The organism is Flavobacterium sp. ASV13 (assembly GCF_000745775.1).
In the GTDB taxonomy this organism is placed as follows: Bacteria; Bacteroidota; Bacteroidia; order Flavobacteriales; family Flavobacteriaceae; genus Flavobacterium.
In genome coordinates this window covers 638,836-651,921 of the sequence record NZ_JQJY01000002.1, presented here as the reverse complement: position 1 = coordinate 651,921, position 13,086 = coordinate 638,836, and the positions used below count along the sequence as shown (strand labels likewise).

The following is a 13,086-nucleotide window of genomic DNA, read 5'->3' as shown; positions in this document are numbered from 1 at the left end:
AAATTATAATGTCGCACCTAGAACCAGAAGCTAAAATTTTTGCTTGTTCACAAAGTGTTTATCTTGCAGAAAAAATTGCAGAGCAGTACGGAATTCCGTTAGGAAAAGTAACGATGTCAACGTATAGTGATGGAGAATTTCAGCCATCTTACGAAGAATCAATAAGAGGTTTACGAGTATTTATCGTATGTTCAACTTTCCCATCGGCAGATAATTTGATGGAATTGTTATTAATGATTGATGCTGCAAAACGCGCATCAGCTAGACATATTACAGCTGTTATGCCTTATTTTGGTTGGGCAAGACAGGATAGAAAAGATAAACCAAGAGTTCCAATTGGAGCAAAGTTAGTAGCAAATCTATTGACAGCTGCAGGAGCAACAAGAATCATGACAATGGATTTGCACGCAGATCAAATTCAGGGATTCTTTGAAAAACCAGTAGATCATTTATTTGCATCTACAATCTTTTTGCCTTACGTGCAAAGTTTAAAGTTAGAAAATCTAACAATTGCATCTCCTGATATGGGAGGTTCAAAAAGAGCATATGCTTACTCTAAGTTTTTAGAATCAGATGTAGTAATCTGTTACAAACAAAGAAAAGCAGCCAACGTTATCGATACTATGGAACTAATTGGTGAAGTAAAAGGTCGTAACGTAATCTTAGTAGACGATATGATCGATACAGGAGGAACTTTAGCGAAAGCAGCAGACCTAATGATCGAAAAAGGAGCGCTAAGTGTAAGAGCAATTTGTACACACGCTATATTATCTGGCGGGGCGTATGAGAAAATTGAAAATTCAAAATTAACAGAATTGATCGTAACCGATTCTATTCCGTTAAAGAAACATTCAGACAAAATTAGAGTAGTGAGTTGTGCACCTCTTTTTGCAGAAGTTATGCACATGGTGCACCACAACAATTCAATTAGCGGAAAATTCATTATGTAATTTTCGCTATAGCAAAATAGAATATTTATTTAATAACTATATTTTTTTACAATGAAATCGATTACAATTAAAGGATCAGAAAGAGAAAGCGTGGGCAAAGTGTCAACTAAAGCCTTACGTAATGCTGGAGCGGTTCCTTGCGTGTTATACGGAGGAAATCAAGCAGTACACTTCTCAGCAGACGCTGCAGCGTTCAAAAACTTGGTTTACACTCCAAATGCACACACAGTTGTGATTGAGCTTGGAAAAGGAAAATCATTCAATGCAATTTTGCAAGATATCCAGGTTCACCCAGTTTCTGACAAAATTTTACACATTGACTTCTTCCAATTATTTGATGATAAAGAAATCACAATGGAAGTTCCTGTGAAAATCGTTGGTACATCTAAAGGTGTTCTTGCGGGAGGTGTTTTACGTTTAAACCAACGTAAATTAAAAGTTAAAGCTTTACCAGCAAATCTTCCTGATTTTGTTGAAGCTGACATCACTCCACTTGAAATGGGTAACAAATTATACGTTACTAAAGTTGGAAAACCAGAGTACAAAATTATGCACCCAGACAACACAGTTGTTTGTCAAGTAAGAATCTCTCGTGCTGCTATGAAAGCTGCTCAAGAAGCTGCAAAAGCTGCAAAAGCTCCTGCAAAAGGAAAGAAAAAATAATTTTTTTCAAACTATACAAAAAGCCTCAATCTTACGATTGGGGCTTTTTTTTTAAGATGCTAAGTTGTTAAGGTGCTGAGATGCTAAGTTTTTTTAGAAGCAGAAAATCCTGTTTTCATAACAAGTGATGTTCCTGCCATCCGCTAAATCTTTTCCTGGCTAAAGAAGCCAGAAAAAGGATATCGCTCCTGTCAGGGCTAAAGAGAAAGTATCTTTTTCATGAGTTTCTATCCCGATAGCTATCGGGACTGAGATGCTAAGGAAAAATCAGCTAAATCTGCGAAAGGTATTTTCTTTGTGTTCTTAGGGGTTCTTGCGTAAACTCTTTGCGCCCTTTGCGGTTAAACTACAACCAACAGAAATTATCTAATTTTCACATTTTCAAATTATCTAATTGTTACATTCTCTAATTAATCTTACTTTTGCAAACATGATAAAATGGATAACAAAACTGTTTTCATCAACACCAAAAGAAGAGAACGCAGAAGACATTATGAAAAAATACTTAATCGTAGGTTTAGGAAATATCGGAGCCGAATATGTAAATACACGACACAATATCGGATTTAAAGTACTTGATTTTTTAGCCAAAAAAGAAAGTCTTTCATTCGAAACAGTAAAATTAGGCTCACTTGCAGAATATAAATTTAAAGGAAGAACTTTTTTTCTTTTAAAACCAAACACTTATATGAACTTGAGCGGAAAAGCAGTAAAATACTGGATGGACAAAGAAAATATTCCGTTAGAAAATATTCTTGTGATAACGGACGACTTGAATTTGTCATTCGGAACCATCCGCATTAAGCCAAAAGGCAGCGATGGAGGGCATAACGGACTTAAAAACATCAATCTTGTCCTAAATACACAAAACTACACTCGTTTTAGATTCGGTATCAGCGATCAGTTCAAAAAAGGACAACAAGTAGATTATGTTTTAGGTGAATGGAACGATGAAGAAAACGCAAAATTGACAGAACGTCTTGAAACTTCAGCTGAAATTATAAAATCTTTTGGAACTGCCGGATTGGAAAATACGATGACGACTTTCAATGGAAAGTAAAGATTTTTAGGTCTTTAACTTTTTAAAAATCGATTTATCGATTAATTTAATTGAATTATAACGAAATAGTATTTTCAATTCCAAAGTTAAATGTCTAAATTTGGGATAAATTATTATAAACCATAAAAATTAGAAATATCATGGCTTTTGAATTACCACAATTACCTTATGCATATGATGCATTAGAACCACATATTGATGCTCGTACAATGGAAATCCACCATACTAAGCACCACAATGCATATACAACAAATCTAAACGCTGCAATTGCAGGAACAGATTTAGAAGGAAAAACAATCGAAAACATCTTAATCAACTTAGATAAATCTAACGCTGCAGTTCGTAACAATGGTGGAGGTTTCTACAATCACAACTTATTCTGGACTGTAATGTCTCCAAATGGTGGAGGATTACCAACAGGTGATTTATTAGCTGCAATCGAGGCTTCTTTTGGAACTTTCGAAGAGTTTAAAGCAAAATTTGCTAAAGCTGGTGCAACTCAGTTTGGTTCAGGATGGGCTTGGTTAACAGTTCAAAAAGGAGGAAAATTAGAGGTTGTAGGTACTCCAAATCAAGATAATCCATTAATGCCAGAAGTTGCTGGTAACGGTGGAACTCCAATCTTAGGAATGGATGTTTGGGAGCACGCTTATTATTTAAACTACCAAAACAGAAGACCAGATTATATTGAAGCTTTCTTCAGTGTAATTAACTGGACAGAAGTTGCAAGAAGATTTGCTTTAGACAAATAAGAAAATAGAGTAAAGAATAAAGAGAAAAGACGGATAGCGTATTGTTATCCGTTTTTTTTGTGATTCATATTTTTGTCTTTGTTCTATAATCTTGCTTCTTTTCTCTCTAAATAAAAGAAAATAAAAAAGGCGGAATCTCTTCCGCCTTTTTTGCCCCAAATCTACCATAAACTTAACCTACTAATGTTATGGTTCGGTAAATGTATAACGAGTATATTTTAAAAAAAACTTTTTTAGACGAATGGCAAATATATCCGATTAAGTAAACTGAAAAAAGAAAATAGAGCAAAGAATAAAGAGAAAAGACGAGCTGCTTATGGTACTCGTCTTTTTTTATTATCTATACATTTTGTCTATAATCTTTTTTCTTTGCTCTTTCTTCTATTTTTCTTGTTTCTTTTCTCTAAATAAAAGAAAATAAAAAAGGCGGAATCTCTTCCGCCTTTTTTGCCCCAAATCTACCATAAACTTAACCTACTAATGTTATGGTTCAGTAAATGTATGGCGACTATATTTTAAAAAAAAACTTTTTAGATGAATGGTCGATATTTTCGACGAAGTGATTGTAGGAGTCTGTTTTGTAAATACTTATCTGAATAAAATAAAAAAGGTGGAATTTCTTCCACCCTTTTTGCCCCAAATCTACCATAAACTTAACCTACTAATGTTATGGTTTCCCAAAAGTATTGTAGCTTTTCATTTTTACCAAACAAACAGGATGAACGGCAAAAATAATCGATGAAATGCACAAATTAACTTTTTCTTAGCGTTTTCTTAGTATGCTCGAGCATCTTTTCCTTCGTAAAAATTCATAAATGCACGATTTACAACACGATTTCCTCCCGGAGTTGGATAGTCTCCTGTAAAGTACCAATCGCCTAAATTTTTAGGACATGCAATATGTAAATCTTCTACTTTTTGGAAAATGATTTTTACTTCGGCATTAATTTCCGGAGAACTTAACATTTCTGCTATTTTATCTGAAATTTCTTCTGGAGTAAATTGATCGTAGATTGCAGTAACATAATTTACAACATCTTTATCAGCGAAGTTTTCCTGCGCTTTACATTTCGCATACACTTCGTCAACAATATGATATAAGTTTCTTTCTTTTAATAAAGTCAAAGCAGCTCTAAAAGCAACAAGTCCTTCTAGTTTTGCCATGTCAATTCCATAACAATCTGGATAACGAATTTGTGGTGCCGATGAAACAATTACGATACGTTTTGGATTTAAACGATCCATCATTTTAATGATGCTCATTTTTAATGTCGTACCACGAACAATACTGTCGTCGATAATAACCAAATTGTCCTCTGGTTTAATTACGCCATAAGTAACGTCGTAAACGTGAGCTACTAAATCATCACGGCTGCTGTCTTCAGTAATAAAGGTTCTGAGTTTAGCATCTTTGATAGCCACTTTCTCAGTACGAATTTTTACAGCTAAAAGCTCCTGAAGTGTCTCGGCAGTAAGTGTGTTTCTGTTTTCCAGAATATAATTATTTTTTCTCTGATTTAAGAAATCCTGAGCAGCTTCAACTAAACCATAAAATGAAGTTTCAGCTGTATTCGGAATATAAGAGAAAACTGTGTTGTCTGTATCGCTATCAATTGCGTCAAGAACTGCAGGCAAAATTAATTTCCCTAAGTTTTTACGTTCTTGATAAATTTCGGCATCACTTCCTCTTGAGAAATAAATTCTTTCAAACGAACATGCTTTTTTAACGGTTGGTTCCAAGATTTGATTCATGGTAACTTTTCCGTTTTTCTTGATGATCAAAGCATTTCCTGGATCAATTTCCTGAACGCTTTCAAAAGGTACATTAAATACAGTTTGAATAACAGGTCTTTCAGAAGCTACGACAACTACTTCGTCATCTTGATAGAAATATGCTGGACGAATTCCTGCTGGATCTCTAAAAACAAATGCGTCACCGTGACCTAATAATCCGGCCATTGCGTAACCTCCATCTAAGTTTTTAGCAGAACGAGCTAATATTTTTGCAATATCCAAACGCTCAGCAATTACTGGAGAAGCTTCTCTTTTAGAATAACCTTCAGCTTTACAATCTTGGTACAATTGCATTACTTCTTTATCTAAAAAGTGGCCAATTTTTTCCATTACCGTAACCGTATCGGCCATTTCTTTAGGATGCTGTCCAAGTTCAACCAGATTTTCGAAAAGCTCTTTAACATTTGTCATGTTAAAGTTTCCTGCCAAAATCAAGTTACGGTGCATCCAGTTGCTTTGGCGCAAAAATGGGTGAACGCTTTCGATACTGTTTTTCCCAAAAGTTCCATAACGAACGTGTCCTAAAAACAATTCGCCAACATATGGAATTTCTGATTTTATTTTATGAATATCATCAGCAATTTCTGGTTTTGCTTTTAATTCCTCGCTGATTCGCTCATTGATTTGTTTAAAAACATCTTGAATTGGTTGTGCATGATTCGAACGAACTCTGCTGATGTAGCGTTGTCCAGGTTCAACATCTAATTTAATGCTTGCAAAACCAGCTCCGTCTTGTCCGCGGTTGTGCTGTTTTTCCATCATTAAATACATTTTCTGAATCCCGTAAAAAGCAGTTCCGTATTTTTCTTTATAATATTCAAGCGGTTTAAGAAGTCTAACTAAAGCTATACCACATTCGTGTTTTAAAGCGTCGCTCATTTTTTTTGTTTTTTTGTGTGTTGTAAGTTGTGTGTATTAACGTAATAAAAAAGCCCCGTTTTACCGAGGCTCTTAGGCATTATATTTCTATGTCAAACTGAGTTAACGACTTAAATTGTTGTAATCGAATCGCTACTTCTGCTTTGCTTAATGTTTCCATCCTTTCAGTTCCAAATTTCTCTACGCAGAACGAAGCTAAATTTGAACCGTAAATAATTGCATTCTTCATGTTTCCAAAAGAAATGTTTTCGCTTTGCGCAATAAATCCAGAGAATCCACCTGCAAAAGTGTCTCCGGCTCCAGTTGGATCGAAAACTTCTTCTAATGGTAAAGCTGGTGCAAAGAATACTTCTCTATTGTGGAATAAAAGTGCTCCGTGCTCTCCTTTTTTGATCACCACATATTTTGGTCCCATGTCCTGGATTTTCGCAGCTGCTTTTACTAATGAATATTCACCAGAAAGTTGTCTTGCTTCTTCGTCATTGATTGTAATAACATCTACACGTTTAATAACGTCTAATAATTCAGGAAGAGCGCAGTCCATCCAAAAGTTCATTGTATCTAAAACAACTAATTTTGGTTTTTTCTCCATTTGATCTAAAACACTGCTTTGAACTAATGGATGTAAGTTTCCTAACATCACAACATCAGCATCTTTATAGTTTTGAGGAACTTTTGGCTGAAAATCTGCCAAAACGTTTAATTCAGTAACAAGAGTGTCTCTAGAATTTAGATCGTTGTGGTATAAACCGCTCCAGAAAAAGGTTTTTCCGCCTTTTACAATTTCGATACCAGAGATATCAATATTTTTTGAAGTCAATAAATCTAAATGTTCTTGAGGAAAATCATCACCAACTACAGAAACAATAGCTGATTGCAAGTTAAAAAATGACGCTGATAATCCGATGTAGGTTGCAGCACCACCTAAAATTTTATCTGTTTTTCCGAAAGGAGTTTCAATCGCGTCGAAAGCAACTGTTCCAACAATCAATAGTTTATTCATTTTATGAATTTCGAATTAGGGTGCAAAGATACTCTATAAGTTACAATATTGCAACGGTTTAGGTTCTCAAAATTTTCTTAAAAAAAGAATATCGATTTCGGGGTTAAAACTATTGTAAATGAGTAAATTATCTGAGATTCTTTTGAGTGCTCAAAATATCATTTTCAGAATTAAATTGCAATATTTATTTTGAAAAAAAGCTTCAAGATTTTATTTAAGTTTTCTAAAAGACGAAGCTTTTCTTTTCTGTACAAAACAACGTCCACATAGAAACTCGGTTGTTCAAAGTGTTTCTAGTTTTTTTGTTTATGATTCTTTGATTTAGCGATATTTTTAATCCAATTGATTGCATCGTTCATGGGTTCTTCATCGTCTGAAAATGCTGTATTGTGTCCCAAGTCTGGAAACAATTTATATTCAAAATGTTTTCCTTTAGATTTTAATTTGTTAAGATATTCGATTGATAGATTCGCAGGAACTTGAATATCTTTACTTCCAAAAATCCAGATTCCTGGAATTGATAATTTAGAAAGAACATCATTGGGATTTGTATCAATAAACTCATATTTGTCTGGGTCATTGAATATGTGTTTTCTTGCCTCTTCTTCTGAATGTGTATCCCAAAAATTTTTATCTCCATTGGTATAAAATTGGAATCTCAATTGTTCTTTAACCGTTATAAGAGCTCCGCTAAATATTGTCATAAATTTAACTTTCTTGTTTTTCGCTGCAGCCAATGGAATTATCCATCCGGCTTGGCTACCGCCTATTAAGCCTATTGGAGTTTTATCATTTGATAAAAAATTAGATAAAGTATTTACAGCAGCACTCGCATCTAAAGACAAAAGATTTAGATTTGAAAAATCAACATTGTTAGTTCCTACTTCTGGTCCAGCATATACACCAGCTGATTCTCCGACTCCACGTTTATCATACGTTAAAACTGCAATTCCATTATTGGCAAGGATTGTAGCAAAGTCTGTCATTCTTTTTTCTTGTCCAGATCCATGAATAATCACAACGGCTGCCTGTGCATTGTTGGGCGTAAAAATAGTTCCAGCGAGTGTAACTCCTTCGCTAGTAAATTTTATTTCTTTAGTAGTAAAGTTTGAGGGAAGGGCAGATGCATAACTAATGACAAAAAGCAATAACATTGAGAGGAAATACGTCTGTGTTTTAATTTTCTTTAGAGATAAATTATTTTTGATTTTACTACTTTTCATTTCTTTTAAACAGGATTACAACTGATACTTCTTATCAAAATAATTCTTCAGAACTCCAACCTGAATCAAAATCATAAAAGGAACAATTAAAATAGAATACAATAAAGTTTTTGAAATATGAATTCCGGAAACAATTGCTGAAATTTTATCTGTGTATGATTTTCCGATTTCTAAATTATTTTCTGCTCCAGCAAAAAATATATTGTAAATAACCAAAAGGATCAAAGCAATTCCAATAAAAATCCATGTTGAAATCGAAATCAAAGGTTTGTAAGGTTTGATTTTTGTTTTTTCGGCAACAAGAATTTGCGACATTAAGTTTGAAGTAAAGTCGGCAGATGGCGATTGTAAAGTGTCTTCGGCCATCATTCTTTCAATAAGATTTTCTAAATTTTTATCTTCCTCTTTCATAATACTCAACTATTTCAGGTTCTAATTGCTTCTTTAAAATGGTAGCTAATTTTTGTCGGCTTCTAAATAGTTTTACTTTGACATTATTAGCGTTAATGTTCATGATTTTTCCAATTTCTTCTAAACTTTGATCTTCAAAATAAAAGAGCGTCAAAAGGAAATTATCATCACTTGGTAACAAATTTAAACAATTTTGAATGGCCTGCTTTCGTTCTGTGTCAACTAAAGCGCTCAAAGCATTGTCCATTGTTTTAACTAAATGAGAAGAAAATTCATCTATTGAAATATTATTTTCTTCTTTTTTGTTTTTCTTTAAACGGTCTAAACAATTATTGTAAGAGATTTTGTAAATCCATGTTGAGAATTTAGAATCGCCTTTAAATTTGCTCAAAGAATTAAATACTTTAATAAAAGTATCTTGTGCTGCTTCTTCAGCTTCTTCTCTGTTTTTGACCATCTTGAGTGACAAAGTAAAGATCATATCTTTATAACGATCTACCAGCACGGCAAACGCATTTGTCTCGCCCTGCAGAATTTTATCGATATAATGTTGATCTGGAATTGTACTCATATTATATAGGACGACGGTTTATTATTGTAGGTTACAAGAATTTTGAAATAATTTTTAATTTTTTAAAATTCCATATTCCAACTTTTAATTTTGAAATTCTACATATATATAAAGGATTAAACTTTGTCAAAGCTTAATCATAATATTGTCCTTTCGACTCGTATTTGTTGCTAAATACTTTTAATAAAACTCAAAATTAGTTCATAATCAGCAAGTTTTAGAATTTGGGATTTATTTTTTAAAAAATTTTACCGAAAGTTGTAACCTCAATTTAAAAGGCGTCGTCATATGGAGTATCAATCAATTATAAAAACATAAAAATTATGGGACCACAAGTTTTAGTACCACTTAGTCTTTTTGCGATGATCTTTGGGATTGTCTATCTTTTTTACTCAACAAGAAATAGAGAGCGTTTGGCTCTTATAGAAAAAGGTGCAGATGCCAGCATATTTTTAAAAGGTAAAACAAATGGAGTTCCAGCATGGAAAATCTTTATTTTGAATTCAGCTTTTCTTTTAATTGGAATAGGACTTGGCTTTTTTATTGCTTTACTGCTTTCAACGTACACAGATATGAATTCTGATGTCATTTATCCGGCAACAATTATTACAATGTCTGGAGTTGGATTGTTAGTAGGATTTCATAGAGCAAAAGATTTAGACAAAGAATAAATCGTAAGTAAGAATTTAAGTTAGTAAAAAAAACGCATCAAGTAATTGATGCGTTTTTTTTATTCTTTTGAACCGATGGTTTCGTAATATTCGTCAATGGAAAGTTTAGGTTGCATTGACGCCATAACAGCTAGTTGATCACAACGTTCGTTCTGTGGATGATTGTTGTGGCCTTTTATCCATTTGAAATCTACCTGATGTTTTCGGTATGAAATTAGAAAGCGTTTCCACAAATCTGGATTTTTTCTGCCTGCAAATTTCTTTTTTTCCCAGCCTAAGACCCATTTTTTTTCAACAGAATCTACAACGTATTTAGAATCTGAAATAACAAGAACTTTCATGTTTTCTTTTTTCAGTTTTTCCAAGCCAACAATTACCGCCAAAAGTTCCATTCTGTTATTAGTTGTCAAACGAAAACCTTCGTAGAATTCTTTTTTATGCGGAGTTCCTACCAATTCCATCACAACGCCATATCCGCCATTTCCTGGATTTCCTTTTGCGGCGCCATCTGTATATATATGTACTTCGTGATTCATTTAATTTTAGACTTCTTAGATGTTAGATTTTTAGACTTCTTAGATTTTTTTTTGGACTTCTTAAATTTTAGATTCCAGACTTCTTAGATTTTTAAAATGTTTTAGATAAAAAATCTAATAATCTAAGAGGTCTTATGTCTAAGAAGTCTAAAATCTAATCGTTTAATATTCTATGAATAATCTCAGGAAAATGTTTTTGTTCCAATTCATGAATTTTTTCGGCTACTGTTTCCGGCGTGTCTTCGTCTGTTAATGCTACATTGGCTTGGAAGATAATGCCGCCTTCATCATAATTTTCATTTACATAATGAATAGAGATTCCGGTTTCTTTTTCCTTATTATTAACTATAGCCCTGTGTATATGCATTCCGTACATTCCTTTTCCTCCATAATTAGGTAAAAGCGCTGGATGAATGTTGATTATTTTATTAGGATATTTCTCGATTATATTTTCAGGAAATTTTAGCAAAAATCCGGCAAGAACGATTAGATCTGGGTCGATTTCTTGTATTTTTTGTAGTACATTTCGTTCTAAAAGTTCGTTTTTTGAGAAGATTTCGACCGGAATTTGATGATTTTTTGCTCTTTCGATGACTTTTGCTGAAGCATTATTTGTAAATACAGAAACGACCTTTGCAATTTCAGTATTCGAAAAATATTTTATAATGTTCTCTGCGTTAGTTCCTGATCCTGAGGCAAAAACGATAATTTTTTTCATAATTCGCTGTGTTTTGAGAATGCAAAAAACGGAATAAAAAACGAAAATAAATAGCTTTAAAACGGCTTTCTTGAAATTAATTTTATAAATTAGTGTTACATTTATAAACTAAATCGTGGTTTTAAAATAAAGTTTTTTATTTTTGCCAACAAATTAAATTCTAAAATTAAAGATTATGTCAGACATTGCATCAAGAGTAAAAGCGATTATCGTAGACAAATTAGGTGTTGACGAAAACGAAGTTGTAACAGAAGCAAGCTTCACTAATGATTTAGGAGCTGACTCATTAGACACTGTTGAGCTTATTATGGAATTCGAAAAAGAATTTGATATTCAAATTCCAGACGATCAAGCAGAAAACATTGCTACTGTAGGTCAAGCTATTTCTTATATCGAGGAAGCTAAAAAATAATAATACCACACCCGATTTCTAGATTTATTTTTAGACATCGGGTGTTATTATTTTTTTTAAAATTTAAATTTCGATTGATTTTCAATCAAAAAGATATATTTATATTGTAATGCCCATGGCTCTTAAGTAACATTACTGTTAAGAAAGCGTGGGTTTTATTTGTTTAAAGTACAAAATACATATTTATGGCATTAAGGCGAGTTGTTGTAACAGGATTAGGTGCACTTACCCCTATCGGGAATAATATCCAGGATTATTGGAATGCACTTGTGAATGGAGTAAGCGGAGCCGCTCCTATCACATACTATGATACAGAGAAGCATAAAACGAAATTTGCCTGCGAAGTAAAAAACTTCAATATTGAAGATTACATGGATCGCAAGGAATCTCGTAGACTAGATAAATTTGCTCAATACGCAATTGCTGCCAGTGATGAAGCTATCAAAGATGCTGGAATTACTAATGATAATATTAACAAACAAAGAGTTGGTGTTATTTGGGGAGCAGGTATTGGAGGTTTAGAGACTTTTCAAGAAGAAGTAATGTATTATGCGAAAGGCGATGGAACTCCAAAGTTCAATCCGTTTTTTATCCCAAAAATGATCGCTGATATTGCTCCTGCACATATTTCTATGCGTAATGGTTATATGGGACCAAACTATACAACAGTTTCTGCATGTGCATCTTCTGCAAATGCATTAATTGATGCTTTCAATTACATTCGTTTAGGAATGTGCGACGTTATTGTATCAGGCGGATCTGAAGCTGCAGTTACAATTGCTGGTATGGGAGGTTTTAGTTCAATGCATGCTTTATCAACAAGAAATGAAAGTCCGGAAACAGCTTCTAGACCTTTTGATGCAACCAGAGATGGTTTCGTTTTAGGTGAAGGAGCAGGAGCTTTGGTTCTTGAAGATTACGAACATGCAAAAGCAAGAGGTGCAAAAATTTACTGCGAAGTTGGTGGTGGAGGAATGTCATCTGATGCTTACCATTTAACTGCACCACATCCGGAAGGAATTGGAGTTATTGCTGTAATGGAAAACACTTTGAGAGATGCAGGAATGAAACCTGAAGATGTTGATCATATCAATACTCATGGTACTTCTACACCACTTGGAGATGTTGCCGAATTAAAAGCAATCAGTGCTGTTTTTGGAAGCCATGCAAAAAATATCAATATCAATTCAACAAAATCAATGACAGGACATTTACTTGGTGCGGCTGGAGCTATTGAGGCAATTGCTTCTATTTTGGCTATGCAACACGGAATTGTTCCTCCAACGATTAATCATAGTGTTGTGGATGAAAAAATTGATCCATCATTAAATCTTACCTTAAACAAACCTCAAAAAAGAGAGGTTAATGTTGCCATGAGTAATACTTTTGGTTTTGGTGGACACAATGCTTGTGTATTGTTTAAAAAATTGGTTGACTAATTTT

14 protein-coding genes are annotated in these 13,086 nt (G+C 33.5%); 7 read left to right on the top strand and 7 right to left on the bottom strand.

Annotated elements, in window-relative coordinates; translation table 11 throughout:
* Positions 1-8: 8 nt before the first annotated feature.
* The 4 genes from GQ47_RS06560 (at position 9) to GQ47_RS06545 (ending at position 3,425) form a co-directional block, all read left to right on the top strand.
* Positions 9-950, top strand: a complete 942-nt coding sequence (locus tag GQ47_RS06560) for a ribose-phosphate pyrophosphokinase (protein ID WP_035646441.1) — start codon at positions 9-11, stop codon at positions 948-950.
* Positions 951-1,001: 51 nt separating this feature from the next.
* The gene (locus tag GQ47_RS06555) at positions 1,002-1,613 is read left to right on the top strand and encodes a 50S ribosomal protein L25/general stress protein Ctc (RefSeq protein WP_035646439.1); all 612 of its coding nucleotides are present in this window, start codon (positions 1,002-1,004) and stop codon (positions 1,611-1,613) included.
* A 430-nt stretch (positions 1,614-2,043) separates the two neighbouring features.
* A complete protein-coding gene (pth, locus tag GQ47_RS06550; RefSeq protein ID WP_035646437.1) occupies positions 2,044-2,673 on the top strand; it encodes an aminoacyl-tRNA hydrolase in 630 nt (209 codons plus the stop codon).
* A gap of 140 nt (positions 2,674-2,813) precedes the next feature.
* The gene (locus GQ47_RS06545; protein WP_035646435.1) at positions 2,814-3,425 is read left to right on the top strand and encodes a superoxide dismutase; all 612 of its coding nucleotides are present in this window, start codon (positions 2,814-2,816) and stop codon (positions 3,423-3,425) included.
* Positions 3,426-4,199: 774 nt separating this feature from the next.
* Here the strand turns inward: GQ47_RS06545 and GQ47_RS06535 are convergent.
* The 5 genes from GQ47_RS06535 to GQ47_RS06515 form a co-directional block, all read right to left on the bottom strand.
* Complete coding sequence (locus GQ47_RS06535; RefSeq protein ID WP_035646430.1) at positions 4,200-6,098, bottom strand: amidophosphoribosyltransferase; 1,899 nt, start codon at positions 6,096-6,098, stop codon at positions 4,200-4,202.
* A 79-nt stretch (positions 6,099-6,177) separates the two neighbouring features.
* Positions 6,178-7,101, bottom strand: a complete 924-nt coding sequence (locus GQ47_RS06530; protein WP_035646428.1) for a PfkB family carbohydrate kinase — start codon at positions 7,099-7,101, stop codon at positions 6,178-6,180.
* 293 nt (positions 7,102-7,394) lie between these two features.
* Positions 7,395-8,324 (bottom strand): alpha/beta hydrolase family protein, encoded by a 930-nt coding sequence (locus GQ47_RS06525; protein ID WP_051951392.1) that lies wholly within the window; start codon positions 8,322-8,324, stop codon positions 7,395-7,397.
* A 15-nt stretch (positions 8,325-8,339) separates the two neighbouring features.
* Positions 8,340-8,735 carry a hypothetical protein gene (locus GQ47_RS06520; RefSeq protein ID WP_035646425.1) on the bottom strand — a complete coding sequence of 132 codons (396 nt, stop codon included), beginning with the start codon at positions 8,733-8,735 and terminating at the stop codon, positions 8,340-8,342.
* Positions 8,719-9,306 (bottom strand): RNA polymerase sigma factor, encoded by a 588-nt coding sequence (locus tag GQ47_RS06515; RefSeq protein ID WP_035646423.1) that lies wholly within the window; start codon positions 9,304-9,306, stop codon positions 8,719-8,721. The genes GQ47_RS06520 and GQ47_RS06515 overlap by 17 nt, the downstream gene beginning before the upstream one ends.
* 323 nt (positions 9,307-9,629) lie before the next feature.
* Here GQ47_RS06515 and GQ47_RS06510 point away from each other — a divergent pair, with 323 nt between their 5' ends.
* Positions 9,630-9,977, top strand: a complete 348-nt coding sequence (locus tag GQ47_RS06510; RefSeq protein ID WP_035646420.1) for a DUF6249 domain-containing protein — start codon at positions 9,630-9,632, stop codon at positions 9,975-9,977.
* A 59-nt stretch (positions 9,978-10,036) separates the two neighbouring features.
* Here GQ47_RS06510 and rnhA read toward each other — a convergent pair whose 3' ends face one another.
* Both rnhA and purN read right to left on the bottom strand, forming a co-directional pair.
* Complete coding sequence (gene rnhA / locus GQ47_RS06505; RefSeq protein WP_035646417.1) at positions 10,037-10,513, bottom strand: ribonuclease HI; 477 nt, start codon at positions 10,511-10,513, stop codon at positions 10,037-10,039.
* A 154-nt stretch (positions 10,514-10,667) separates the two neighbouring features.
* Complete coding sequence (gene purN, locus GQ47_RS06500) at positions 10,668-11,231, bottom strand: phosphoribosylglycinamide formyltransferase (protein WP_035646415.1); 564 nt, start codon at positions 11,229-11,231, stop codon at positions 10,668-10,670.
* A gap of 175 nt (positions 11,232-11,406) precedes the next feature.
* Between purN and GQ47_RS06495 the strand changes: the two genes are divergently transcribed.
* Together GQ47_RS06495 and fabF are read left to right on the top strand one after the other, a co-directional pair.
* The gene (locus tag GQ47_RS06495) at positions 11,407-11,643 is read left to right on the top strand and encodes an acyl carrier protein (protein ID WP_007137004.1); all 237 of its coding nucleotides are present in this window, start codon (positions 11,407-11,409) and stop codon (positions 11,641-11,643) included.
* A 185-nt stretch (positions 11,644-11,828) separates the two neighbouring features.
* A complete protein-coding gene (gene fabF / locus GQ47_RS06490) occupies positions 11,829-13,082 on the top strand; it encodes a beta-ketoacyl-ACP synthase II (RefSeq protein ID WP_035646414.1) in 1,254 nt (417 codons plus the stop codon).
* The last annotated feature ends 4 nt before the right edge of the window (positions 13,083-13,086 follow it).

What these genes read in the sequence shown, in the direction of transcription:
- GQ47_RS06560 (WP_035646441.1), top strand. Translation starts at nt 9, where the DNA reads ATGTCGCACCTAGAACCAGAAGCTAAAATTTTTGCTTGTTCACAAAGT.
- GQ47_RS06555 (WP_035646439.1), top strand. Translation starts at nt 1,002, where the DNA reads ATGAAATCGATTACAATTAAAGGATCAGAAAGAGAAAGCGTGGGCAAA.
- pth (WP_035646437.1), top strand. Translation starts at nt 2,044, where the DNA reads ATGATAAAATGGATAACAAAACTGTTTTCATCAACACCAAAAGAAGAG.
- GQ47_RS06545 (WP_035646435.1), top strand. Translation starts at nt 2,814, where the DNA reads ATGGCTTTTGAATTACCACAATTACCTTATGCATATGATGCATTAGAA.
- GQ47_RS06535 (WP_035646430.1), bottom strand. Translation starts at nt 6,098, where the DNA reads ATGAGCGACGCTTTAAAACACGAATGTGGTATAGCTTTAGTTAGACTT.
- GQ47_RS06530 (WP_035646428.1), bottom strand. Translation starts at nt 7,101, where the DNA reads ATGAATAAACTATTGATTGTTGGAACAGTTGCTTTCGACGCGATTGAA.
- GQ47_RS06525 (WP_051951392.1), bottom strand. Translation starts at nt 8,324, where the DNA reads ATGAAAAGTAGTAAAATCAAAAATAATTTATCTCTAAAGAAAATTAAA.
- GQ47_RS06520 (WP_035646425.1), bottom strand. Translation starts at nt 8,735, where the DNA reads ATGAAAGAGGAAGATAAAAATTTAGAAAATCTTATTGAAAGAATGATG.
- GQ47_RS06515 (WP_035646423.1), bottom strand. Translation starts at nt 9,306, where the DNA reads ATGAGTACAATTCCAGATCAACATTATATCGATAAAATTCTGCAGGGC.
- GQ47_RS06510 (WP_035646420.1), top strand. Translation starts at nt 9,630, where the DNA reads ATGGGACCACAAGTTTTAGTACCACTTAGTCTTTTTGCGATGATCTTT.
- rnhA (WP_035646417.1), bottom strand. Translation starts at nt 10,513, where the DNA reads ATGAATCACGAAGTACATATATATACAGATGGCGCCGCAAAAGGAAAT.
- purN (WP_035646415.1), bottom strand. Translation starts at nt 11,231, where the DNA reads ATGAAAAAAATTATCGTTTTTGCCTCAGGATCAGGAACTAACGCAGAG.
- GQ47_RS06495 (WP_007137004.1), top strand. Translation starts at nt 11,407, where the DNA reads ATGTCAGACATTGCATCAAGAGTAAAAGCGATTATCGTAGACAAATTA.
- fabF (WP_035646414.1), top strand. Translation starts at nt 11,829, where the DNA reads ATGGCATTAAGGCGAGTTGTTGTAACAGGATTAGGTGCACTTACCCCT.